The following is a 22,770-nucleotide window of genomic DNA, read 5'->3' on the forward strand; positions in this document are numbered from 1 at the left end:
ATTTAAGTATCTATGTAGATTTTAGCGAATTTTTAAAAATCGTCAAGCCCTATTAGCACTATCTCCTATCGGTCAAATCCCCTATTTTTTCTCAGGTGGGCGCCATCGACGTGACCTCCATCAAGCGCGTAAGCCTCTTGCTAGAGAGAGTAGAAGAGGTCAGTTGCTCCTGTGGTGCTGGTGGGCAGCCGGAGGCTGCCCACCAGCACCACAGGAGCAACCAGAGCGAGCACCGCAGGCGCGAAAGGTCAAATCCCAAACTTGCACATTATATAACGAGTAACCATACAAGCAAGCCTATTTGCCTGGCAAAGACTAGGAGAGTCGACCCATTACCACTGACATTTATTGACAATGCTCTTTAAATTCGTTAAAAAATGCAGAAAGAGACATTTTTGCCTCTTTGTATATTTATTTTGTCGTTTAGTTTTTAGTGTGTGTTTAGCGTACAAGTAGGCTTTTCTATTTATGTTTGAAGAGAAAACACAACAGCAGACAACATCGGGTGGTAAGTTTGGTGGACGCAGTGGGACGTTTCGTCGCATGAGTTTCCAACTCTCCAAACAACAGGCAGAACACTTTGTCTTCCCTTGCCCCAGGTGCGGCGCCGAGCTTCCAGCCGATGATGCTACATGCCGGGCGTGTGGCTTCCACTCCCATCCCAGCCGACCGCTACCAGAGCTATCTCCGGCGCCCGCCAGCCCTCATCCCGTTGATACGCCGGTTCCGGCTGAACCCATGGATCTTCACTCAACGCCGGAAGCGCAGACCCTGGCCTCACTCTTAGAACAACTCGCGCCCGTACGTAGCAATACGCCTCCTCCCTCAGGCGTCCAGTGGCACATCCCAATGAGCACATATCACGAGGAGCTTCCTCCCTCCTCGATAAATCCGCATTCGCCCCTCTCTCCCCTACCAGAACCCAACTCATATGTATTTGGGACAAGCCGTGAGGCCGGGTCCAACGTCACTACATCCGCACCTGCACATTTGCAAGCATATGATATGCTTCCCTTTCAACCTATCGACACGGCCTTCACGAACAACAGCCCGGATCGGGGAACCAGTTCTGCCCCTCTCCCTTCAGCACCGCCAGAAGAGGGAGCAAGACTCATCTCTTACCAACAGGCACCAATGGCCTTCCTGCTGGACACAGGAGAGAGCTCAGACCCACTCTTTTTCCAGCCCGCCATGCCAGATGCAGCAATCAATCAAGCAGACGAGAGTGTGCTCGACGCACTTTCCTTCCCAGGCAGCATTCAGGCTAGCGTCTACAAGCAAGAGATGGCCTTCCCTCAGCTTCCCGAGACGCCTCAGCCATTTACACAGGCATCTCTCCTGCCCCACATACCAGAGACATTTCCGCCAGTTCCTGCAAGCATGGATCTCTCCATCGCGGACCTGCCCACGGCGATCATAGCCGTGCCAGACCTTGCGCAACAACCTTCGTTTAGCCTGAAGGCCGCCAGCGAGGCCACAGAGAAATGGCGCCGGAGTTGGCTTGAGCGCCAACGAGCGGAGGCCGCGCCCGCCCTGGATGTTCCCCGTGGCCAGGCAAAAGTCCTCTCGCCCCTCTCCCTGCGCGAGAGCATTATGCGCCTACGCGCCGCTCGCCCCTCGCAAAGGCACACACCAGTACAGGACAAAGCGAAGTAAAAATTGAGCTACTGACATACGGCTGTCACACAGGGAGCACATACTGAAGCTAAGAACTTCACGACAATGGCAATGGAAAGGAAGTAGCCCATGACAACCATTCGCACAGAACAACAACTGGTAACCTTGATCAATATCTTCACGGTCGAGCCAGGGCGCCAGCAGGAACTGGTCGATTTTCTGGCCCATATCACAGCTACCATTATCAACAAGCAGCCTGGCTATATATCAGCGAACATTCACAAAAGCCTGGATGGGACAAAAGTCACCAACTATGCTCAATGGCGCAACCAGGCCGAATTTGAAGCCATGCTCCGCAATCCCGAGGCTCACGAGCATATGCAACAGGCCATGCACATCGCTACGAAGGCCGAGCCCACCCTCTACGAGGTCGCCTACATCGACCACGTCAAGGAACACGCATCACACGCATCAGGCATCTAACGCCTGGGAAAGGTCGGATGGAGGGAGACGACGCTCCGCTCGCTCCCTTCGCCCGCGAGCGCCATTGAGATCAAGTGCTGATGCGAACGTATCAAGCCTGCGGGTAGGTCATCGGGGGCAAAGAAACGCGCCTCGATGATCTCTCGCGCATCTAGCCTGCGCTCGCCTCCTACCAGGCGCCCCACGAAGCTCACTTCAAGGCGCAACTTATATCCGCTTACCAGGCGCAAGACACGCTCGATCTCCACTTCATATCCCGTCTCCTCGCGCACCTCTCGGCAGACCGTCTCCTCAAGCGACTCGCCATGTTCGGCGTAACCTCCGGGCAGGCCCCAGGACCCCTCACGCCAAAAGCGATGACGCAACAACAAGATCTGCCTCTGTTCATTAAAAATCACAGCTGAGGTGCCAACAATATATTTGTGATGCATAAACCAGAGGAGATACCACTGCAACGTCCCTATTTTCAGCAAGTTCCATAATCTCACTAATATAGCATTCATTCCCTTATTCCTTGCATAGCAAAACAAAAAGGTAGGAGGGCTTGCCGCCTTGCAAAGCCCTCCTACCACATGAGGGGGAACTCAGAGTAAAAGTACGATCCTCATATACGAAAGCTGATCTGGCTTATCAGGCTCGCGCTCGCTCACGCTCCTGTCGCCAGGCCGCCTCGATGCACTGTTTCATTAGCATTACATTGGTCAATGGTCCGACCCCTCCGGGTACTGGAGTCAGCGCGCCAGCCACCTCGCTCACCGAGGCATAGTCTACATCACCCACAATTCCGCCCTCTGGACGCGCGTTGGTGCCAACGTCGATGACTGTTGCTCCAGGCCGAACCATCTCTGCCTTTACCATGGTAGGGCGTCCGACAGCCGCAATCAGGATATCACTTTCACGCGTAACTTCACTCAAATTCTGCGTGCGCGAATGACAGATCGTCACGGTCGCATTGCGCTGCAAGAGCATCAGAGCCAGCGGCTTACCAACAACATTGCTGCGCCCCAGTATGACTACGCGCTTCCCCTCAATGGGCGTCTGAGTGCGCTCAAGGATCTCCACCACCGCCGCCGCGGTCGAGGGATACAAGCTGGGGAAGCCCAACGCCAGATTGCCAGCGCTCTGGAGGCTAATACCATCGATATCCTTCTCAGCCGCAAGCGTCTCAGCTACCAGGCGCTGGGGGAGATGCTCCGGCAGCGGCATCTGGACGATTACCCCATGCACTGCGGGATCACGATTCAGGCGCAAAAGTGCATCACGCAACTCCTCGGTCGTTGTCTCTGCGGGAAGCGCTTCCAGGGACGCCTCAACGCCCAGTTCTTTGGCGATACGCAGGATAGCCTTGGTATAGACGCCCGATGCCGCGTCACCCTCCACGCGTACCACTACCAGGCCCGGCGCGCGCTGATAGGTCTGTTGAAAGCGCTGCACCTCCTCTTTCAGTTCAGTTTTAATCTCCGCACTCAGTTTCTTTCCATCAAGTACAGTTACCGTCATGCTACTTAGCACCTCTCTCCTCAATTGCGCGATTAACCCCTAGCGCCTCTTCCGTAATCTGTCCCAGCGCGCCATCTAGCCGTCCCTGCAACTCCTGAGCCTTGTCTGCATCCTTCAGAGAGGTAATGTTGACGTTGACCATCCAGGCTGCTCCGTTCCCTGCGGCCAGGGCCAGCGACGTCGCGGTGGCAATATCGCTGAGCACATTTTTGTTGCCGATCTCGGCGACGCGTTTGCAGCAGCGCACAAGCTCAAGCGCTCGCTCGACCATCTCTAGAGGCACCAGGGCCGCCTCGACAAGCGCACCCTGTACGGCCTGTTTGCGCGCCTCTTTCTCTTCGCTGGTCTCACGCGGCATCTTAAAGCAGCTTGAAAGCTTGCCATAGGCTTCGATGTCCAGGCGCATCAACTCCTGGAAGCGGGCGCGCAGGCCCTCGCCCTGCTCGATCAGGTCGCCAATCTCCTGCTGGACCGCTGTATAATCGGCCTTGCCAACCGTGAGCCGCGCCACCATGCAGGCCAGGCTCGCGCCCATCGCTCCGGTCAGTGCCGAGGCGGAGCCACCACCTGGCGTAGGCTGCGCGGAGGCCAGGTCATCCAAATATTGCTGTAGTGTCTTGTCTAAATACATATGTTCTACCCTCATAGGTAATATAATATCTTATTCAGTACTCGCTGGACTGGGAAATTTCCACCCTCCATTCTAGCATCGCGTTCCGCAAGCCGTCGAGGGCGCATGACCACTGTCAGGCTCTCCAGTTCGCCACCATACGCCACTACCCGGCAGTATTACCCAGCGCACACAAAATAGGAGGTACGTCGATAAGGGAGTTTATATCCCCTCTTCCTCCATGATACCAACACAGGATACCCACCAGTTAAGAGTGATGCGCTAGTGGCATCAAGCCATGTGTAGCCCCACGCTGCTAAAACACGAGGCTGCTAAACGCAAAGTTCCCTCACAAGTATGCTATACTGTTAGGGAACTTTATGTTTAGCAGTTAATAAATAGGTGGATAAGAGAGAGACGCATGACGCGATCAACACCTAGCATTGAGCAAAACACCCTTGTGACTCATGAAGGCGAGCAGGTGCTTGAGATTGCTATTGGGTCGGCGGCGTGGTTTGAGTGGGTGGGAAGAGAGCGCTCGACACTCTTTGCTTTTCATGCCCCAGAGGGCAGCTATACAGCACGCAAGGAGGGGTCTGGCAGTGGGCGCGGTGGATGGTACTGGAAGGCGTATCGCAAGTACCAGGGCAGGCTATATCGCGCATACATGGGCAAAGGGGAGGATCTGACGCTAGCGCGGCTTCAGGAGATCGCACAGGCGCTTTCATCAAGAATAGCAAGCGAGAAGAAAGCGAGTAAAGAAACCTCTGGGGCCAAACCTCTGGCTACACGCAGGGAAGGCTTGCATCAGGCGGCCACCCCGCTGCTGGAGACACGGCTACGGCCTCCGCGCCTACCAGCCCAACTGGTCGAGCGTGCTCCTCTGCTGGCGCTGTTGGATGGCAGCCGACAGCAAAAGTTAACACTCGTGCATGCTCCAATTGGCTTTGGCAAGACCACGCTGGTCAGTCGCTGGCTCGCGCGTCGCCAGGCGCAGGCTCCTCTGTTTGTGGCCTGGCTTTCGCTTGAAGCGGGTGATAACGATCCACTGCGCTTCTGGTCTACGCTGATCGCCGCCTGCCAGCTTTCTGACACGCAAATCGGCCAGACGGCCCTGGAACAGCTCTCCCAGAGTACCCGACAACCTTTCACGCAGGCGCCATTGCAGGCGGCGCTCGCGTTTCTGCTCAACGATCTGAGCCGCTTTGTCCAGGAGGGCGTAGTGGTTTTAGAGGATTATCATCTGATTGAGCACGCTCAGATCCACGAAACGCTGGCCTTTTTCATCGAAAAACTGCCAGCCTCTCTCCATGTCATCATCCTGACACGCAGCCTACCACCACTCCCACTGGTGCGCTGGCGCGCGCGTGGCGACCTGCTGGAGATCCAGGCTTCCCAGCTGCGTTTCTCCCTGGAGGAAACGGCACTCTTTCTCCAGCAATTCCTCCAACAAGCACTCGCCGAGGAGTTCCTGCACACGCTCTATACGCAACTGGAGGGTTGGGCTGCTGGTCTGCGCCTGCTGGCCTTGAGCTTGCAAAGTCAGAGAACGCCCCAGGCAATCGAGGCTGCGCTCAAACAACTGAGCGCAGCCTCCACGATTGAGCGCACTCATCGCCCAATCCAGGAGTTTTTCCTGAGCGAAGTACTTGCCGCCCAGTCGGAGCCGCTCCAGCTCTTTTTGCTCCAGACTAGTCTGCCTGGTCGTCTGAGCGGCTCGCTGTGTGATGCGCTGACAGACAGACATGATGGCGCCGAGTGGCTGGAGAGGATAGCGCGCAATGGCTTCTTTCTCGATGCACTGGACAGTGCAGGCGAGTGGTATCGCTATCACCCCCTCTTCGCCGAGGCCATGCGAGCCGAGGCAGAACGCCGTTTGGGAACCGGAACACTACGTGAACTGTCGGCACAGGCCAGCTCCTGGTATGAAGAACATGCTATGCTCGCGGAAGCCATCGAGGCCGCCCTGTTTGCGCAAGACCTCGAGCGAGCCGGGCGACTGATCGAACACCTCAACGAGCATGCCTACTCCAACGAGTACCATACCATGCGCCGCTGGCTGGAACAGCTACCACAAAACCTTCTAGCCGCGCGCCCTGTCCTCTGCTTCCTCCTCGCCCAGGCGCGCATCTTCATCGAAAAGCAACCAGGCGGAGTCTGGCGCATCGAGCCAGCCGAAGACCTGCTCCAACTGGCGGAAAAGGGCTGGCGCGCGCAGGGAGACATGCTCCAGGTCGGCATTCTCTACGCCTTTCGCGCGACCTTTACCATCATTCACGGCTTTGTCACGACCGCTGTTGCCTACGCCCACTCCGCACTCCTCCTCCTGCCTACCAGCCCTGAACAGGCATACCAGCAGCGGCCAGCGGAGTGGATCGAATGGCACTGCGGCTGCCTGCTCACGCTGGGCATGGAAGCCATGCAGACAGGCACCTTCGCCAGTGCCCGTCAACATCTCCTGGCAGGCTATACCCTCAGTCTGCGCGTCAAGGATCGTGTCTTCACCCGCGTCATCGGACGCATGCTGGGTGACGTGTCTCTCGAAATGGGCGAATTGCGCCAGGCCGACTCCTATTACCGGCAAGCATTGGCCGAACCTCCCTGGCCAAATGAGGTCGGCGAGGATATTTTTCGCATACAAGTTGCGTGCGGATTCATTCGCATTGCCTACGCGTGGAACGAGCTTGACAGGGCGGAGCAACTGGCCCACGAGGCATCTCATCAACACCACTCCCAGGGCGATTTCCCCGTGGGAGAGGAAGCCGTGCGCACACAACTAGAACTCTTACAACTCCTCCTCCTGCGCGTGCGCGGGAAAGAGACCGAGGCACAGGCAGCCCTCTCCGCGCTTATCGTACACCTACAAGCAGCCAGCCATACGCGTCAACTCGTCCCAGATGTCCTCCTCTGGCAAGCACACACACAGATTCGCGATGGTGCTCTCCAGGCCGCAGAACACACGCTAGATGCGCTCTCCCGTTCTGAACAGGAGCACTCCCCTCTACAACAGCAATCTATCCACCTGCTCACGGCGCGCCTGCACCTGGCCCGGGGCGAGGCAGCGAGCGCTCTACCTCAGCTTATGCAGCTTCTCAGCCACGCTCAAGAAGGGCAACACATGTTGAGAATACTGGAAATTCAGCTTCTCATCGCGCTCGCCCATGCCTCCCTCAAACAGGTGCCAGAGAGTAACCAGCAACTTACCCTCGTCCTCGCGCAGGCGCGCGGCGAGGGCTTCCTGCGCCTCTTCCTTGATGAAGGCGAAGAAGTGGCAACCCTCCTGCGCGAACTCCTGCCTTCCCTTACAGAGAAACCCCTGCGCGCCTGGGCTCATAATATCCTCCACGCCTTTGCTCGCCCCTTCTCTCCCCGAACCAGCAGCCCGGACAGCACGCTGCTCGAACCACTCTCCACACAGGAACAGCGTGTGCTCGCCCTCCTCGCCGCCGGGCAGAGCAACCCCGAAATCGCCGAAGCGCTGATCATTTCCGTCAACACCGTCAAAGGCCACGTCAAAAACATCTACCGCAAACTCGACGTCAATGGCCGTGTCGAAGCTGGTGATGCCGCGAGGCGCCTGAAATTGATCTAACAACACCCACTCACAACCACCCGCCCAACCACCCGGTCGGGCGGCGCGCGGCTCCCCCTTTGCCCACTATACTCTGGTCAGTGATGCGAAAGCACATCTGACAATTGATACTTCAAAGGAGTCATTATCATGAATACTGCGATAGAGACCACCAGCACAATACTTTCCCAGGATGGAACCACGATTAGCTATCTGAGCGTAGGCAGCGGGCCAGCAGTGATTGTGGTACCTGGCGCGCTCTCGCTGGCCCGTGACTATACTGCCTTCGCGCGTGCTCTGGCTGAGCACTTCACCGTTCACACCATGGAACGACGTGGGCGCGGCCAGAGCGGACCACAGGGCAGCGATTACAGTATTAAAAAAGAGTGCGAGGATGTACTCGCGCTGCAACGCCAGACCGGTGCGCATCTTCTCGTCGGCCATAGCTTTGGCGGACTTGTCGCCCTGGAATCCGCCCGCGGCAACCCGGCATTCGCCAGAGTAGCCGTCTATGATCCTGGTGTCTCCATCGATGGGTCCATCCCGGTAGCCTGGATACCGAGCTATGAAAAGAAGCTGGCCGCGAACAAGCAACTGGATGCCTTTGTCGAGTTTACCCTCGCCATGGGTCCGGAGTCCGCGCGCAAAACACCACCCTGGCTTATGAAGCGTATGCTGCCGCTTTTCCTGAAATCACATCAGCTCAAGACCATCCTGAGCCTCCTTCAGGAAAATCTACGTGAACACAAAGAAGTAGCACGCCTGGACAACAGCTATAAAAATTACCGGGAAATAGCTGCGGGTGTCCTGCTCATGTATGGTGGCAAAGGGCATATTCCGCAGGCGGACACAAGCATGAAGCGACTCGCAGCAGTCTTCCCGCGCGCTGAAACGCGGAAGTTTCCAGCCCTCGACCACTTCGGACTCAACAAAACCGGCCCTCAGGAAGTTGCCAGGGCAGTCAGCGCATACTTTTTGTAGGACTGCTCTCAACGTCTGTGACGCTTCGCGGGTCAGGGGATGTGATGCCGGGCACCACATCCCCTGACCCAGCGAGCCACGTAGTGGCGAGAATTCCCGAGGAGATACAACAGAACAATCATTTTTCCCTGGCATAGACCCAAAAAGCCCCGTCGCTCGTCTGTAGAGTGAGTAAAAAAATAGAGAAGAAGGACTATAATGTGTTTTCGAGAGTGTAGACAAAGAAGGACAACCATGGACATATTTTCTCTTGCCAAAGCAGCGACTTTGTGGTATATTTGTTCTACATTCACAATAAAGGAAGAGGAGCAGGAGATGGCGCGTGGTTATCGGGTAGAACTCAACCTCAATAACGTGCAACAGACGCTTTGCCGCAAACATGCCGGAGCTTCTCGCTGGGCTTACAATTATGGCCTTCGTCGCAAACAGGAAGCCTACAAGGCCGGTCAGAAAACACCTACCGCGATCGATCTACATCGTGAGATCAATGCCCTCAAGCCCTCTCTGCCGTGGATGTACGAGGTCAGTAAGTGTGCCTTTCAGGAGGGCTTGCGTGACCTGGACCAGGCCTTCAAGCATTTCTTCCGCAAAGTCAAGCTCAAGAAAGAGGGCAAGTGGAAAGGAAAATGTGGCTATCCTCGCTTCAAGAGCAAAAAGAGAGCGATCGGTGGGGCACGCTTCACCGGAACCATTCGGGTGTATCCTGATGCCATCCAGTTGCCACGTCTTGGCTTGCTTCGCTTGAAAGAGCACGACTACGTGCCGATGAGCGTCAAGATCAGCTCTGCGACCATCTCTGAGCATGGTGGGCGCTGGTATGTCTCCATCTGTGTGCATGAGGAGCAAGCCGAACCAATGCCTGCAAACGGTGAAGTGATCGGGGTCGACCTGGGCATCAAGACGTTAGCCGTCGTCTCTGATGGAAGAACGTTTGATAATCCCAAGGCACTGAGGAAAAAGCTCACTGCATTGAAACGGACGTGCAGGCGGCATTCGCGCAAGAAGAAAGGCAGCAACAACCGCAAGAAAGCGCAACGCACCCTGGCGCGTATGCATAGGCGTATTGCCAATGTGCGCAGAGACGCCCTGCACAAAGCGACCTCTCACATCGTGGCGAGAACCAAGCCTGATGCCGAGAGACCGCGTGTGATCGTGCTCGAGGATCTCAATGTACAAGGGATGCTCAAGAACCGCAAGCTCTCGCGAGCGATTGCCGATGTGGGTATGTATGAGTTCAAGCGGCAAATCCTCTATAAAGCGCAGTATGCAGGTTGTAAGGTGCTCCTCGTCTCACGTTGGGAACCGTCTTCGAAGACGTGCCATGCGTGTGGGTGGGTCAAAGAGGATTTGCAGTTGTCTGATCGCCTCTTCGTGTGTGAGGGCTGCGGCAAGGTGACGGATCGAGATTACAACGCTGCCAAGAATCTGGCAGCCTTGGCCTGATGGGAAGTACCGAGAGTTACGCGGGAATCGACGCCTGTGGAGAGCGCGTAAGACCTGGGATACCAGGCGGTGCTCGTCGAAGCAGGAACCGAACGCCGTTTATGGCCGGGTCCATACATGGGTAAGTTTCGGATAACGGGTAAGAAGTATGGGTATCACACCTGGCGCTCTGGAGCATTTAGAGCGCGTTTATGATCTACTGATTGGCTATTATGGAGAACCGGCCTGGGAGCCAGACCACGATCCCCTGGGCGGGCTGGTGGGAACAATTCTCTCACAACACACCTCTGACATCAACTCAGGGCGGGCCTACCGCCAGTTAATAGAAAAATTTCCCACCTGGGAGGAGGTTCGTGACGCCCCCACCCATGAGGTAGCCGAGGCCATCAAGAGTGGCGGCCTTGCGAATATAAAAGCGCCCCGCATTCAAAGTGCGCTCCATACGCTCAGCAAGTGGCAGCAAGCGAAGGGAGATACGCGCTCACTTTCCGCCTTTCTGCAAGATGAACTCAAAGAGCAACCACTGGAGGAAGCCTGGCGCTATCTCCAGCAAATGCCAGGCGTAGGACCCAAGACCGCAGCCTGTGTGCTTCTCTTTAATATGGGCCGACCTCTTATGCCCATTGATACCCACCTGCATCGCCTGACCCATCGCCTGGGCCTGATCGGTCCCAAGGTCAGCGCCGACCAGGCCCATACCATCTTCCTCAAAGCGCTCCCACCAGAATGGGCCTACACTTTGCATGTAAACCTGATCCGCCACGGGCGCACCATCTGCCATGCCCAGCGCCCTAAGTGTCCACAGTGTCCGCTGATCTCTGAATGCGCCTACGCGGGCAGCATCAACCCAGAAGAAACAATGCTCCCCACAAAATAAATTACCGTCGAAAGAAACTGGGGAACCAGTCCGGCCTGGTTCCCCAGTTTCTTTCGACTAGAAATAGATAATCGTCTCATCATCCAGGCGTACCGGGTATTAACTTGCTCCGCTCGCTTCCTTGCATACTTGTTACATTTTCCATGTCCTCAAACTCCTCTCGAACAAGCTCCTATCAACTTCTGCGCCCTATTATACCTCACGCCCTGATGGTCCCTAAAAGTAAGGATGACTTTTAGTCAATTTTTGCGATTTTACTATCACGCAGAGCCAGGCGTATGCCCTGGATGGCCGCCTCAATATGCTCGTCTTCGATGCCATAATGCGTCACGGCTCGCACGCGGCCCGCGCCCGACTGACCCATCAACACGCCCTGCTCACGCGCAGCCTGGATAAAGCGCTGGGTCTCAGTGGCATCGAGCGCCGCGCCCTGCTGATCACGCAGGCGAAAAATGACCATGTTGGTCACCGTCTTCTCTGGGGAGACCTCGACCTGTGGCATATCGGCCAGGGCCAGCGCCAGGCGCTTACAGCGCGCATGGTCATCCGCCAGGCGCTCCACCATCTGCTCCAGAGCCACAATGCCCGCCGCAGCCAGAAAGCCAGCCTGGCGCATGCCACCACCCAGCAGTTTGCGCGTGCGTAGCGCGCGCCGAATAAAATCTTTACTGCCTACCAGCAGCGATCCCACAGGCGCGCTCAGCCCCTTGGAGAGGCAGAACATCAGCGAGTCCACCGGCCGCGCCAGCTCACGCACTGGCTGGTCCAGGGCTACAGCGGCGTTAAAGAGACGCGCTCCATCCATATGCACAGGGATATTGTGCGCATGAGCGAGGTCCGCAAGCGACGCAAGCTGCTCAACGGTCAGCACCGTCCCACCACAACGGTTATGTGTATTCTCCACACAGATCAACCCTGTGGGCGCGACATGCGGGTCCGCAAGCCCCGCGATCCCATCGCGTACCCGCTCCAGGTCCAGCATCCCCGAGGTATGCGTGGGCACAACATACATGGGCGAGCCACCCAGAGTCGAGGCCCCGCCCGCTTCATAGTGATAAATATGCGACTCATCACCCACCATCACCGCCTGCCCGCGCCCGGTATGCGTCAGCACAGCAATGGCATTGCCCATCGTCCCTGTTGGCACGAAGAGCGCCGCCTCTTTCCCCGCCATCTCGGCTGCCAGCTCTTGCAGGCGATGTATAGTGGGGTCTTCATCATAGACATCATCGCCAACCTCGGCACGGTACATCGCCTCGCGCATCTCCTGCGTCGGCTGGGTAACGGTATCACTACGCAAATCAACAAGCATTATTCTCTTGCTCCTCCAACTCTAGATAATGACATCATCCCCTAGTATATATCGATTCGCCAATCTTTGAAAAACAACTGGTCCTATTAATACCTGGCTCCCTCCATACCCCCATTTATATGCTGTGGCGTGGTGCTGAGGAGTGTATAAAAGAGAGCACCTTGTTTGACAAGCAGAGAGACCAGGAGATAAGATCAAAGCAAAGTAATACCTCTTTTTGGCTATTTTGTACCTTACAATTGAGAGGAGCGGATCAATGACCCTCAAGGAGTTCTCAGGAGCTGTCGCGGTCGTCACAGGCGGCGCGAGCGGCATTGGCAAAGCAACGGCGCACGCCCTCTATACCCGTGGATCGCATATCGTCATCGCCGATATCAATGAGCAAGCCCTGGCGGCAACGGCGCAGGAGCTACTCGCCAGCCAGGAGGCTGGCGACAGGCAAGTGGTGGCCATGGGGCTCGATGTCACCAATGAAATCCAGGTGCAGGCGCTCATGCAGCATGCTGCCCAGGTGACTGGCCGTATCGACCTCGTCGTGACAAGCGCAGGCATCGGGCGCGGCGGCCCGGTCGATGAATTTAGTGGAGCGGAGATGCAGCGCCTGATGGACATTAATTTCATGGGGACCTATCACGCGGTACGCGCCGCGCTCCCCTTTATGCGCCAGCAGGGCAGCGGGCAGTATGTCCTCATTAGCTCAGTCGCGGGCAAGCTACCACCACCACAGCTCAGCGGCTATGTCGCCAGCAAGTGGGCGGTACGTGGCTTCTCCTCGGCCCTGCGCGCGGAACTCTTCGGCAGCGGCATTGATGTCACCACCGTCTATCCCGCCTGGGTGGATACCCCGATGCTCCAGCAGGAGGCAGGCTTCAATATGAATATTGAGATCCTGCTGACACCCGACATGGTCGCGGCCGAGATCATCAAAGCCGTACAGGAGGGACAGGCCGATCTCACCCTGGCACCCAACCAGGATATCGCCTTCGCGCTCCAACTGATGAAGGACGATGAGCGCAAAGCCGAACAGTTAATGGGGATGGCCTTTCACCAGCAACAGCAGGAGGCCAACCAGACAAGCAGCGAAGCGCGGTAAAAAACGCCTCTCTTCTCTACCATGATCAGAGCACGGCAGGCAGTGCCTCTGCCGTGCCTCTACTTTTAATGATTAGTGCGAGATAGCGGCAGCCCCGAAGAAGAGCATCACCAATGCCCAACTTACCAACAGGGCAATCAAAATACGAAGCACCAATCCCGACACATACAGATGGCGACGCCGCGAGGGTCTGATCGCGGCTACCGCCTCTCGTTTACTTTCAGTCCCTATCGTCATCATTGCACCTCAAATGGTAGCGACAGCATCCATACTTTGCTCCTTGCGCCCACGCATTCGTTTTTCTCGCAAGGAGCAATCCTCCTTCACGCGCGCAAATGGTGCGCGTACTACATATAACGAGAAGGATTATTGACATTAACGTGGGTATTACCTTTTGGGGTAGCGTTCTGCCTGAGATGCATTTTTTCTTGCACTCATCGCATTCACACATGGCCCGGAGCTTCTCGAAGGTATAGATACCTGTTTTATGGCCGTCCTCCCATATCGGAGTCAGGCCATAACGCCCGACTGGCTGCAAGTTGGCCAGGGTGGTCTCCTCGCTCGTCAGGCGCTGCCGACTCTGGAGCATTCCAGGCTGTCCGCCTTCACCCGCACACCACGCGCAGGGACAGGCCCAGCGCAGCGTCTCCCAGTTATGCAGGCTCTCATGCTCATCACTCCAGGTTAAAATCAATTGCCGTTTCTCCTCATCAAGTAAGAAGGAGACTGGTACAAGGTAGTTGTTCATCATATAAACACTCCGTCTTCCTATCTGAACACCTGAGCGCGAAGCGCTAGACACGCCAGTGGCGTTGGGGTTCGGAATAAGATCTTAAGTGGCCAGAATTGACCTTTGAGCTAAACCAATAGTACCCAAAGGAGGATACTTTATTCCCTCTTTACACAGGCCTTATTATAATGTTTTTCAGCCCCTCTGGTCTATCAGAGAAAACAATTTCCCTGGTGCGTCTCATCCCTTCTCAAGCATATGCGAAAAACAGAAAGTCATGCCGACGCATAGTACTCTTTACGACCCAGAAACCACGTGGTCGAAGGTTATATTATACTGAAGGACAGGCAACAAAACGCACCATGCACGCGTATAGTAAATCGCAAACTCGCATATAAAGCCTTTCAGCCTGGTTTATTGCTTCACAAGCGCCAGCGCAACTCACAAAATAAGAACAAAATAGCGCGAACTGACGTAGGGATCGTTTCAAACTAGTATCAATTACGGAGCAAGGTGTATATGGAAATCGTGTTAGCCGTTGTGAGCCTCATCATTGCCATCGTGGCGCTCGTGCTCGCTTACCGAGCACAGCAAAATCTACGACAGGCCTCCGAGCAGGTACAGGCACAACAAGAAATCTGGGAGAAAGCCCAGAATACTCGTCAGCAAGATTGGCGCGCTGAACAAGAAAAACATCTCACTGAAGTGGAACATCGCATCCAGGCCCAGATACAGCAGCTACAGAACGCCTGGAACACCCTGGAGAAATTCGAGCGCCAGCAGCGCGACGAGCTACGCCACGCCTTTGAGGCCTCCACAAAACAGGCACGTGCCGAATACGAACTGGCCCGCATCCCCCGCATCGAAGATGTTCCGCTACCGGTAAAGCAGGACCAGTCAGGCAAATCCACGCCCCGCTGGCAACATGTCAATCTCAGTGGCGCCGACCTCTCCGGGCGCGACCTCTCCTCACGCTATTTGGGACACGCTAATCTCAGTCAAACCATCTTACGCACCACCAAGTGCTTCATGGCCGACTTCTCCTGGGCGAACCTGAAAGAGGCCGATCTCCAGGAGTCCGACCTCTCCGGCGCCAATCTGACCCATACCGACCTGCGCGGCGCCAATCTGAACGGCGTTAACTTTCTGGCCGCCGACCTCTATAAAACCAATCTGATCGGCGCCAACCTGCTTAACGCCCGTAACCTCACCGTGGAACAGCTTCGCACCGCCATCTATGATGATAGCACACTGAGCGATCTCATCAATACCACCCAGGAGGAGCAGCTCAGAGATAGCGGCACCACCCTGACCAATATGCGCGCCATCAGCAAAAAGGCGTCTATGCCTCATAGAACCGAGATCATTCCGGTGGTAACGCCACCAATCACCCCCATGCCTGCCGCGAAGCCTGCCCCAGAGGCCGCACCAGAGCAAGAGAGCCTGCAAGACAACGCCCCAGGCATGGATGCCTCAGAGTGGCTGGCCTACATCGATGCGGCAACACCTGTTCTCCCACCTGAACAGCCAGCCGAGGAACTGCATCAGGAGACCGTCTCGACTCAGCCTGCAGAAGCACAGGCTCAACCAGAGACTGCATCTTCACCCGATAATTCATTCTTGAGCCAGTCATCTCGCGGCTACGCTCTGCTTCCAGACTCTTTACCAGAGACAGAGGGCAGCGATTCCTATGTCCCGGCAGGCGAGCCTTCAGCGCTCTCGCCTCACCTCTCCGGCAGCAGCCTGCTGGATCTACAAGCCGCCGCGCTGCCTGAAACCGAGCCAGAGCCAGAAACCAAGGAAGTTGTCGCCCACGGCTCCCGCCTCACCAACGACAATCAGAAATCCACCGAACATTAATCGTGCACAAAAGGCAAGGCCTGGCGTGTATGCATATACGCCAGGCCTTGCCTCACCCCATTTTTTTTTGCTATTCTCTTCTGCGACCCCACCCCTGAGAAGCACATGCATAGACGAAATGTGGTACACTTGCTAACGTTACGTCCCACTTCTGGCACACAGCAGTGAATGGCGAATAGCAACACTTTTTTAAAGAGGAATAGAAGCAGTATGGCAAACGAACAAGCACTCCCCCTCAGCGGAAAAATCGCGCTCGTTACGGGCAGCGGCCAGGGTATTGGCCGCGCTACCGCGTTACGCCTCGCCCAGGCCGGTGCCGACATTATCGTGAACTATCGCAGCAATGCCAGCACAGCAGCTGAAACGAAAGCTAGTATAGAGGAGTTAGGGCGTCGCTGCGTCGCCATCCAGGCCAATGTCAGCCAGGAAGAAGACGTAACCCGCCTCTTCGCTGAAGCGACTGAGGCCCTGGGTCCTGTGACGATCCTCGTGAATAACGCCGGCACCACCCGCGATAAACTGATCCTTCAGATGTCTGCCGCCGACTTTGAGCATGTCATCAATAGCAACCTGCGTTCAACCTTCCTCTGCACCAGGGCTGTGCTACGCTCCATGATGAAGGCACGCTGGGGGCGTATCGTCAATGTCGCCTCCATCTCAGGCCTGCTGGGCAACGCGGGCCAGGCCAACTACAGTTCCTCCAAGGCTGGTATCATCGCCCTTACGCTCAGTACCGCCCGCGAGATGGCCAGCCGCAATATTACAGCCAACGTGGTCGCCCCGGGCTTCGTCCCCACCGAATTGACCTCGACACTCACCGAGGCCCAACGGAAATTCATGATCGATACCACGCCTCTCGGACGCTTCGGCACACCAGACGAGATTGCCGCGGCAATCGCCTTCCTCTGCTCGCCTGATGCCAGCTTCATCACGGGCCAGATTCTCAACGTCGATGGCGGTATGGCAATGCATATCTAATACATTCACTTATATTCGCTAAAAGCTGAAACTTTTTCACCTCGGGAGCACTCTAAACTTCTTAATAAAGCAACCAGTCCTTTTTGGTGTTTTTTAAGGAGGCTATACTCATGGGCTTAATTGAAACCGAGGAGACAAATAAATTTACCTTCGAGCCTTTCGCAGCACACCCCTTTTATACAGAGGTGAACCGCGGACTCGTACGCCAGGCACTGGCACACCTGTCCCAACAGGATACAGGCGCGCCAGTGACCATCGTGGACATGGCCTGTGGCACAGGCGCGGTCTCACGCCTGATCATTGAAGAGATGGAACGCCAGGGCAAACTCTCGCAGTTGCGCCTGATCGGCGTCGATCCTTCAGCCGAGGCACTGCGCAGGGCTCAAAAAGGTGTAGATCAGATGGGTCTACCCGCCGATGTGAAATTTATTCAAGGCGAATCTGAAGATCTCCCCAAGCTAATTCAAAATGCCAACGCCGCATTCTTCTGCAATGCCATCCACCTGCTTACCGATAAACTCTCTGCATTCAAGCAAGTCGCCTCTATTCTCGCTCCCCAGGGCATCTTCGCCTGTAATAGCGCGTTCTATACTGGCACCTATGTGCCCGGTACCGAGCGCTTCTATCGCCTCTGGACGCGGCGCGCCGTGGCCTGGCTCCGCCAGGAACATCCCGACGTGCGCCTCTCACGCGAGGCCAAGGCCGCGGCCATGCAATGGGTGACGAGCGACGACTATGTCCAGATCTACCAGGAGAGTGGCTTCGGCAAGCTAGATATGGTGCAGGATACCGCCATTATTTCGCTCGACGCCTGGCGCGATCTTGGTCAGTACTGGCTCTTCATCGATGGCGCCCTTCCCGGAGTTCCCCTGGCCTACGGTGCACGCGCGCTTGAAGTCGCTGTCTACCAGGCCGGAGAGGAGTTGGGGCTACAAGAGGTGCCGCGTAACTGGCTCCAAATGGTTGGCATCAAAAAATAGGTTAAGTTATGAAGAATGGGGATGTGGTCTGGAAAGGTCTGCGGCCTTTCCAGACCACATCCCCATAATCTTATCTATTTTTTTGCACAACATCAGAAAAATTGACTTTCTGCCTGCAAACTGCTATTATAGCCAGAATGATGCATGCCCTTTTTATGTAAAGTATAGGGTCAAAAAATGCAAGAGAAACAAACCTGGCGTGATATTCTAGCAGAAATTACTCAGGACCCCAGTGAGAGACAGCGCATCCTCGCCACACTGAATGTCAAATCCATTACACTTTCGCGCTGGCTCAGCGGCGAAACCTTTCCTCGCGCCAACAAGCTCTATCAATTCCTCAATCTCTATCCCCAATATCGCGAGCAAATTCTCTCTTTACTGCGCGACGAGAAAGGCATGAGCGAATTTACCAATCCCATCGAAGATGATACACCCCTCAATATCCCTCCTGAGTTCTATATCGAACTCTTTAAAACTCGCGCCTCTGTGGCCGAGAACCTGTACTACTGGACGCTCTGTAACCAGATCCTGCAAAATGCTCTGACTCAGCTCGATCCTAACCGCCTGGGCATGAGCCTGTGGATTGCTCGCTGCATGCCCCCGGCTGGCCCCTCTCAGCAGGTACGCAGCCTCTATGAGAGTGAGGGCATCGGTACGCCTCCCTGGAAGGAGAACCTGGAACACGATGGGATGTTCCTGGGCGCCGAATCCCTGGCCGGCCATGTCGTGACCGTCTTTCACTACAAGGTCGTGAACGATCTTACGGCGGAAAATACGCTCGTCCCCGTCGCCTACTCCGAATACGAGAAAAGCTGCGCCATCTTTCCCATCCTCTACGCCGGGCGTATCGCGGGCGTCCTCTCAGCCGCGAGCACGCAATACAACTATTTCAACGCGCAAAATCGCCTCACCCTGCTACAAAAATATGCTGACCTGACAGCCATGCTCTTCCCGCCTGAAGAGTTCTACGAGCCTGCCCAGATCGCGCTACACGTTATGCCACCACAGAAAGCACAGAAGCCCCTCTTCGCCCACTTCAATGACCTGACCCGCCGGATGATGATGGAGGCCTCCAGCCGCAACCAGCCCGCCAATAAGAATGAGGCCGAGCAACACGTACGCGCCCAATTAGAAGAACAACTGCTGCACTATGCCATTGAGCATACCTTCCCCGGCGATGGTTAAAAAAAGAGTGTGCAAGGTGTGGTGGGCGAATGCTCACCACACCTTGCACACTCTTTTTCTTCTTGACGCTCTTTCGCGAAGAGACTACACTGGAAATAGACACTCGCGTTAAGCTCATAGCAGACCATAGGAAATGGTGGCGACTGTGATCGATGATTTTATACAAACCACTCAGACTCTCCACTCACGCTGGACGCAAACCTGCCTGGGAACCGGCGTCCTCACCCTTGAGGATTCGGTCCTGCGCATGGCTATTCCCACTGTCGCGCAGGGCACCTATGCCGACGCCCAGATAGATGACTATGGCACGCTGGCACGCAGTGATTTTCCCTGGCACCCGCCCCTGCGCATGGAGGTACGCGCCCGCTCATCACATCCCGCCGCAACTCCAGCCTCGACCAGCCACGATTCACATCACCTGCGCGGGACAGCAGGCTTTGGCTTCTGGAACTATCCCTTTTCGGTCCGAGGAGATATCCTGATGCTGCCAGAGGCCGTCTGGTTCTTCTATGCCTCGCCCCCCTCGAATATGGCCCTGGTACCCGGCATTCCCGGCTGGGGCTGGAAGGCCCAGGTCATCCATAGCATGCGTCCAGGCTCCCTTTTCGCGACCCTCCCCACGGCCCTGGCGACCGGGTGGGGCTTGACCACCGGCAATACGCGTCCCGCTGGCCGCTGGCTCCAACGCCTCAGTGGCGCCCAGGAGCAGCTACTCACAGTGCCAATGACGGCCTGGCATACCTATGTCATTGAATGGACGCCAGAGGCCGCTCTGTTCTGGGTCGATGGCGAGCCTATCTTGCGCGCGCCCAATCCTCCCACGCGCCCCCTCGGCTTTGTCGCCTGGCTCGATAACCAGTACGCCATCGCGACCCCGTGCGGCATCCTGCGCTTTGGCACGGTCGCCTGTGAAGATGAGTGGTTTGAGATCGATTCTATCCACATTAAGCGCCTTTAATACAGTGTATTGCAAGCAGAACAGCGAGGATACGCAAATGCACACCCTCGCTGTCCTGCTTGCAATACACTACCTACTTGTTTTTGGGCTCCTCCTCCGGCAGTTTCTTCTCGGCGTAGGTCAGGATATCGTCGATGATGCCGTATTCCTTGGCCTCGACGGCACTCATATAGAAATCACGATTGGTATCCTTCTGGATGCGCTCCAGCGTCTGCCCGCTATGCTCCTGAATAATGTCGTTTATCTCGCTGCGCAGGTGCAGGATCTCGCGCGCGTGAATATCAATATCCGAGGCCTGCCCGCTCAGGCTTCCCGAGATCAAGGGCTGGTGCAGGTGGATGCGCGCATGCGGCATCGAGAAACGCCGCCCCTTCTCGCCCGCGAGCAGCAGAATAGTGCCAAAGCTGGCTGCATAGCCCACACAGGTGGTCGAGATGGGACAGGGTAGGACCCGCATCGTGTCATAGATACCCAGGCCCGCATTAATCGAGCCGCCTGGCGAGTTGATATACATATTGATTTCACGCTTGCTATCCTCGGCCGCCAGGTAGAGTAATTGCGCTACCACTAGCCCCGACATCGCATCATCAATCGGTCCATTGACGACGATAATGCGGTCACGCAAGAGGCGCGAGAAGAGGTCATAGGCACGCTCCCCGCGTGGCGTATTCTCCAGCACAGTAGGAACCAGTAAACTCGACATGTGTTTCTCTCCTTTTATCGTAAAACAGCTTTGGTAAATGAATCTTAGGCCTGGCGCAGAAAGTAGTAGTGAATCTTTTTGCCTTTTCCTGTTGACCGTTCATCAAGAAGACCGGCCATAACCCAGCCTTCTGCTCCCAGTTCGCTCAGGCGAACCTCGTCAGGCAGAGCCTCCTCGGCTGGATCAACTGTGAGAATCTTATACTCCCACCGCGCAGCCTGAGCTTGCTCATACACCATAGGGATAAAGACCGAGCCCGACTGCGACTCCGGCTTCTCCATCTTCCCCGCCAGGTAACCCATACCAATCCTTGGCATATGCATCTTATTGCTCCTTTACTCATTTCAACATTGTTATTGTGTGTGGTGTAACTGGGGCGAATGCCCCAGTTACACCACACACAATAACAATAGTTTTATCTGTTGCCTTGAATATAGCACGCCATTAGCGTATACTCATAGAGAAAAACTATGCTGTCAGCATAGCTACAGCATAGGCAATGCTCTGAGCATAGGAAGGAAGCAAATATGGCCGATTTACAAGAACTGCTGGGTCGCGTCATCCGTCGCGAACGCCAGGATCATAATATGACCATCAAAGAACTAGGCGAGAAGGCTGGCCTCTCCGAAATTTATGTGGGGGAGATCGAGCGGGGACAAAAATATCCCTCGGCCAAGGTGCTAGAAAGCCTGGCGGGCGCTCTGGAGCTGGATGTCGCAGAATTGTTGGAGATGGTCGCGGAAGAGATCCGTAGCGAACGCGAACCCCAGGTTACCAGTGTTATTGGCTTTCTCCCTGGGGCTCCCGGTCAGAGTCGTCGGACTGTAGTCAAACGCATGGTGAATATGCTCGACGAAGGCGCAATCGAGAGTGTCGCGGACTTCAGCGCCTTTCTCCTCAACAAGCACCTGAATCTGAACTAAGCATGTTGATGGCGCGCGCCCCGCTTCTGGTCGAGGCGTTGCTGCCACTTCTCCTGCAAGGGCGTCGCCCTGCGATACAGGAAAATGAAGAGGCCGAGCCAGAGCACTCCCTCAAAGTATCCACCCAGGACATCCGTTGGCCAGTGCCCACCCATCAGAATGCGTGAGTAGCTAATAAGCAGGATTTCGATCACCGCGAGAATCTGCAAGGGCAGAAGCCAGCGATAATACTTCCAGCGGCGCACAGGCTTGGTCTGGCTGAGGTACAACAAGAAGCCATAGTAGATCACATCATGCGCGACATGGCCTGAGGGATAAGAGGGGAAGGGAACAATAGCCTCATAGTTGCGAATTGGGTACATCTTCGCCAGGAGACGCGGACGCCCGACCAGGATGTCCAGAAGCGTGTTTACCCCCGACCCGCTGGCGACAATCGCGACCAGGAAGAGCGCATTTTGTAGCCAGGTCAGCGCTCGTCGGTGCGTAAACCAGGCCCAGATCGCTCCCATTAATAAGAAGATCAGCCAGCTACTTAAAAGTACGATTGACCAGAGGGGATCATCCAGAACGCTAGGCAAGCGTACAATGGCATCGAGCACACTTCCCAGGTGCCAGCTCTGAATGGTCTGCATGATCGAAAGATCAAAGGAGAAGGGACGGGGATGCATATGCATGCCTATACAGGTGAGCAGAAAGATGATGACGCCCACCACCCATAATGCTAACTCTATCTTCCAGTGAGCACGTGCCTGCTCGTGTCGTGTGCTCTCCGTTGCTCGTGTTTGCGCTACCTGAAACGGTCCACTTGTGCGCTCCGTTGCACTCATAGCTTCAATCCTCCCTGCGGCGAAACGCCTCTCAGATGTTCTAGTGAGCACGATAGCATCATCAAGCCCTATTAGCCCACGCTACCATGTCACACTACACATACGGATCGATCTACATCAATGGATACAAGCAGAACAC

General features: G+C 55.7%; 22 protein-coding genes. 13 read left to right on the forward strand and 9 right to left on the reverse strand.

Annotated elements, in window-relative coordinates:
* Positions 1–468 precede the first annotated feature (468 nt).
* Positions 469–1,656: a hypothetical protein gene (locus JMJ16_RS17465; RefSeq protein WP_201383534.1), complete on the forward strand. Its 1,188-nt coding sequence runs from the start codon at positions 469–471 to the stop codon at positions 1,654–1,656.
* A 90-nt stretch (positions 1,657–1,746) separates the two neighbouring features.
* A complete protein-coding gene (locus JMJ16_RS17470) occupies positions 1,747–2,100 on the forward strand; it encodes an antibiotic biosynthesis monooxygenase (RefSeq protein WP_201383535.1) in 354 nt (117 codons plus the stop codon).
* Here the strand turns inward: JMJ16_RS17470 and JMJ16_RS17475 are convergent.
* From JMJ16_RS17475 to JMJ16_RS17485, 3 genes are all read right to left on the reverse strand, one after another.
* The gene (locus JMJ16_RS17475; RefSeq protein ID WP_201383537.1) at positions 2,097–2,603 is read right to left on the reverse strand and encodes an NUDIX domain-containing protein; all 507 of its coding nucleotides are present in this window, start codon (positions 2,601–2,603) and stop codon (positions 2,097–2,099) included. The two genes, JMJ16_RS17470 and JMJ16_RS17475, sit on opposite strands and share 4 nt — an antisense overlap.
* Positions 2,604–2,730: 127 nt before the next feature.
* On the reverse strand, positions 2,731–3,600 hold the full coding sequence (locus tag JMJ16_RS17480) for a bifunctional 5,10-methylenetetrahydrofolate dehydrogenase/5,10-methenyltetrahydrofolate cyclohydrolase (protein WP_201383539.1): 870 nt from the start codon (positions 3,598–3,600) through the stop codon (positions 2,731–2,733).
* A gap of 1 nt (position 3,601) precedes the next feature.
* Positions 3,602–4,231 (reverse strand): cyclodeaminase/cyclohydrolase family protein, encoded by a 630-nt coding sequence (locus JMJ16_RS17485; RefSeq protein ID WP_201383541.1) that lies wholly within the window; start codon positions 4,229–4,231, stop codon positions 3,602–3,604.
* Between the two features lie 400 nt (positions 4,232–4,631).
* On the opposite strand from JMJ16_RS17485, the gene JMJ16_RS17490 reads away from it, so the two are divergent.
* The 4 genes from JMJ16_RS17490 to nth all read left to right on the forward strand — a co-directional run bounded on the left by JMJ16_RS17490 (position 4,632) and on the right by nth (position 11,082).
* On the forward strand, positions 4,632–7,802 hold the full coding sequence (locus JMJ16_RS17490) for a LuxR C-terminal-related transcriptional regulator (protein ID WP_201383543.1): 3,171 nt from the start codon (positions 4,632–4,634) through the stop codon (positions 7,800–7,802).
* A gap of 129 nt (positions 7,803–7,931) precedes the next feature.
* Positions 7,932–8,762, forward strand: coding sequence for an alpha/beta fold hydrolase (locus JMJ16_RS17495; protein ID WP_201383545.1), 831 nt, complete (start codon positions 7,932–7,934; stop codon positions 8,760–8,762).
* A 315-nt stretch (positions 8,763–9,077) separates the two neighbouring features.
* Positions 9,078–10,205 (forward strand): RNA-guided endonuclease TnpB family protein, encoded by a 1,128-nt coding sequence (locus JMJ16_RS17500; protein WP_201383547.1) that lies wholly within the window; start codon positions 9,078–9,080, stop codon positions 10,203–10,205.
* A gap of 148 nt (positions 10,206–10,353) precedes the next feature.
* The gene (nth, locus tag JMJ16_RS17505) at positions 10,354–11,082 is read left to right on the forward strand and encodes an endonuclease III (protein ID WP_201383549.1); all 729 of its coding nucleotides are present in this window, start codon (positions 10,354–10,356) and stop codon (positions 11,080–11,082) included.
* Positions 11,083–11,317: 235 nt separating this feature from the next.
* Here the strand turns inward: nth and ltaE are convergent, their stop codons facing one another.
* Positions 11,318–12,394, reverse strand: a complete 1,077-nt coding sequence (gene ltaE / locus JMJ16_RS17510; protein WP_201383551.1) for a low-specificity L-threonine aldolase — start codon at positions 12,392–12,394, stop codon at positions 11,318–11,320.
* 256 nt (positions 12,395–12,650) lie between these two features.
* Here ltaE and JMJ16_RS17515 point away from each other — a divergent pair, with 256 nt between their 5' ends.
* The gene (locus tag JMJ16_RS17515) at positions 12,651–13,487 is read left to right on the forward strand and encodes an SDR family oxidoreductase (RefSeq protein WP_201383553.1); all 837 of its coding nucleotides are present in this window, start codon (positions 12,651–12,653) and stop codon (positions 13,485–13,487) included.
* A 72-nt stretch (positions 13,488–13,559) separates the two neighbouring features.
* On the opposite strand, the gene JMJ16_RS17520 is transcribed toward JMJ16_RS17515, so the two are convergent.
* Positions 13,560–13,727, reverse strand: a complete 168-nt coding sequence (locus JMJ16_RS17520; RefSeq protein ID WP_201386203.1) for a hypothetical protein — start codon at positions 13,725–13,727, stop codon at positions 13,560–13,562.
* On the reverse strand, positions 13,708–14,238 hold the full coding sequence (locus JMJ16_RS57155) for a DUF971 domain-containing protein (RefSeq protein WP_201383556.1): 531 nt from the start codon (positions 14,236–14,238) through the stop codon (positions 13,708–13,710). Before JMJ16_RS57155 ends, JMJ16_RS17520 begins: the two co-directional genes overlap by 20 nt.
* A gap of 498 nt (positions 14,239–14,736) precedes the next feature.
* Between JMJ16_RS57155 and JMJ16_RS54425 the strand changes: the two genes are divergently transcribed.
* The 5 genes from JMJ16_RS54425 (at position 14,737) to JMJ16_RS17550 (ending at position 20,178) form a co-directional block, all read left to right on the forward strand.
* Positions 14,737–16,077, forward strand: a complete 1,341-nt coding sequence (locus JMJ16_RS54425; protein ID WP_236601609.1) for a pentapeptide repeat-containing protein — start codon at positions 14,737–14,739, stop codon at positions 16,075–16,077.
* Between the two features lie 210 nt (positions 16,078–16,287).
* Positions 16,288–17,055 (forward strand): 3-oxoacyl-[acyl-carrier-protein] reductase, encoded by a 768-nt coding sequence (fabG, locus tag JMJ16_RS17535; protein ID WP_201383558.1) that lies wholly within the window; start codon positions 16,288–16,290, stop codon positions 17,053–17,055.
* 110 nt (positions 17,056–17,165) lie between these two features.
* Positions 17,166–18,035 carry a class I SAM-dependent methyltransferase gene (locus tag JMJ16_RS17540; protein WP_201377081.1) on the forward strand — a complete coding sequence of 290 codons (870 nt, stop codon included), beginning with the start codon at positions 17,166–17,168 and terminating at the stop codon, positions 18,033–18,035.
* Positions 18,036–18,212: 177 nt separating this feature from the next.
* Complete coding sequence (locus tag JMJ16_RS17545; RefSeq protein ID WP_201383559.1) at positions 18,213–19,220, forward strand: hypothetical protein; 1,008 nt, start codon at positions 18,213–18,215, stop codon at positions 19,218–19,220.
* A gap of 145 nt (positions 19,221–19,365) precedes the next feature.
* Positions 19,366–20,178 (forward strand): family 16 glycosylhydrolase, encoded by an 813-nt coding sequence (locus JMJ16_RS17550; RefSeq protein ID WP_201383561.1) that lies wholly within the window; start codon positions 19,366–19,368, stop codon positions 20,176–20,178.
* A 73-nt stretch (positions 20,179–20,251) separates the two neighbouring features.
* Here the strand turns inward: JMJ16_RS17550 and JMJ16_RS17555 are convergent, their stop codons facing one another.
* Positions 20,252–20,881 (reverse strand): ATP-dependent Clp protease proteolytic subunit, encoded by a 630-nt coding sequence (locus JMJ16_RS17555; RefSeq protein WP_201377078.1) that lies wholly within the window; start codon positions 20,879–20,881, stop codon positions 20,252–20,254.
* A gap of 44 nt (positions 20,882–20,925) precedes the next feature.
* Positions 20,926–21,204 (reverse strand): hypothetical protein, encoded by a 279-nt coding sequence (locus JMJ16_RS17560; protein WP_201377077.1) that lies wholly within the window; start codon positions 21,202–21,204, stop codon positions 20,926–20,928.
* 204 nt (positions 21,205–21,408) lie between these two features.
* On the opposite strand from JMJ16_RS17560, the gene JMJ16_RS17565 reads away from it, so the two are divergent.
* Positions 21,409–21,804, forward strand: a complete 396-nt coding sequence (locus JMJ16_RS17565) for a helix-turn-helix domain-containing protein (RefSeq protein WP_007923495.1) — start codon at positions 21,409–21,411, stop codon at positions 21,802–21,804.
* Here the strand turns inward: JMJ16_RS17565 and JMJ16_RS17570 are convergent.
* On the reverse strand, positions 21,801–22,631 hold the full coding sequence (locus JMJ16_RS17570; RefSeq protein WP_201383563.1) for a phosphatase PAP2 family protein: 831 nt from the start codon (positions 22,629–22,631) through the stop codon (positions 21,801–21,803). The two genes, JMJ16_RS17565 and JMJ16_RS17570, sit on opposite strands and share 4 nt — an antisense overlap.
* Positions 22,632–22,770 lie beyond the last annotated feature (139 nt).

This window comes from Ktedonobacter sp. SOSP1-52 (assembly GCF_016587395.1).

Excerpts from the sequence above, each read along its gene's own strand:
- JMJ16_RS17465 (WP_201383534.1), top strand. The coding sequence starts at position 469 with ATGTTTGAAGAGAAAACACAACAGCAGACAACATCGGGTGGTAAGTTT.
- JMJ16_RS17470 (WP_201383535.1), top strand. The coding sequence starts at position 1,747 with ATGACAACCATTCGCACAGAACAACAACTGGTAACCTTGATCAATATC.
- JMJ16_RS17475 (WP_201383537.1), bottom strand. The coding sequence starts at position 2,603 with ATGAATGCTATATTAGTGAGATTATGGAACTTGCTGAAAATAGGGACG.
- JMJ16_RS17480 (WP_201383539.1), bottom strand. The coding sequence starts at position 3,600 with ATGACGGTAACTGTACTTGATGGAAAGAAACTGAGTGCGGAGATTAAA.
- JMJ16_RS17485 (WP_201383541.1), bottom strand. The coding sequence starts at position 4,231 with ATGTATTTAGACAAGACACTACAGCAATATTTGGATGACCTGGCCTCC.
- JMJ16_RS17490 (WP_201383543.1), top strand. The coding sequence starts at position 4,632 with ATGACGCGATCAACACCTAGCATTGAGCAAAACACCCTTGTGACTCAT.
- JMJ16_RS17495 (WP_201383545.1), top strand. The coding sequence starts at position 7,932 with ATGAATACTGCGATAGAGACCACCAGCACAATACTTTCCCAGGATGGA.
- JMJ16_RS17500 (WP_201383547.1), top strand. The coding sequence starts at position 9,078 with ATGGCGCGTGGTTATCGGGTAGAACTCAACCTCAATAACGTGCAACAG.
- nth (WP_201383549.1), top strand. The coding sequence starts at position 10,354 with ATGGGTATCACACCTGGCGCTCTGGAGCATTTAGAGCGCGTTTATGAT.
- ltaE (WP_201383551.1), bottom strand. The coding sequence starts at position 12,394 with ATGCTTGTTGATTTGCGTAGTGATACCGTTACCCAGCCGACGCAGGAG.
- JMJ16_RS17515 (WP_201383553.1), top strand. The coding sequence starts at position 12,651 with ATGACCCTCAAGGAGTTCTCAGGAGCTGTCGCGGTCGTCACAGGCGGC.
- JMJ16_RS17520 (WP_201386203.1), bottom strand. The coding sequence starts at position 13,727 with ATGATGACGATAGGGACTGAAAGTAAACGAGAGGCGGTAGCCGCGATC.
- JMJ16_RS57155 (WP_201383556.1), bottom strand. The coding sequence starts at position 14,238 with ATGATGAACAACTACCTTGTACCAGTCTCCTTCTTACTTGATGAGGAG.
- JMJ16_RS54425 (WP_236601609.1), top strand. The coding sequence starts at position 14,737 with ATGGAAATCGTGTTAGCCGTTGTGAGCCTCATCATTGCCATCGTGGCG.
- fabG (WP_201383558.1), top strand. The coding sequence starts at position 16,288 with ATGGCAAACGAACAAGCACTCCCCCTCAGCGGAAAAATCGCGCTCGTT.
- JMJ16_RS17540 (WP_201377081.1), top strand. The coding sequence starts at position 17,166 with ATGGGCTTAATTGAAACCGAGGAGACAAATAAATTTACCTTCGAGCCT.
- JMJ16_RS17545 (WP_201383559.1), top strand. The coding sequence starts at position 18,213 with ATGCAAGAGAAACAAACCTGGCGTGATATTCTAGCAGAAATTACTCAG.
- JMJ16_RS17555 (WP_201377078.1), bottom strand. The coding sequence starts at position 20,881 with ATGTCGAGTTTACTGGTTCCTACTGTGCTGGAGAATACGCCACGCGGG.
- JMJ16_RS17560 (WP_201377077.1), bottom strand. The coding sequence starts at position 21,204 with ATGCATATGCCAAGGATTGGTATGGGTTACCTGGCGGGGAAGATGGAG.
- JMJ16_RS17565 (WP_007923495.1), top strand. The coding sequence starts at position 21,409 with ATGGCCGATTTACAAGAACTGCTGGGTCGCGTCATCCGTCGCGAACGC.
- JMJ16_RS17570 (WP_201383563.1), bottom strand. The coding sequence starts at position 22,631 with ATGAGTGCAACGGAGCGCACAAGTGGACCGTTTCAGGTAGCGCAAACA.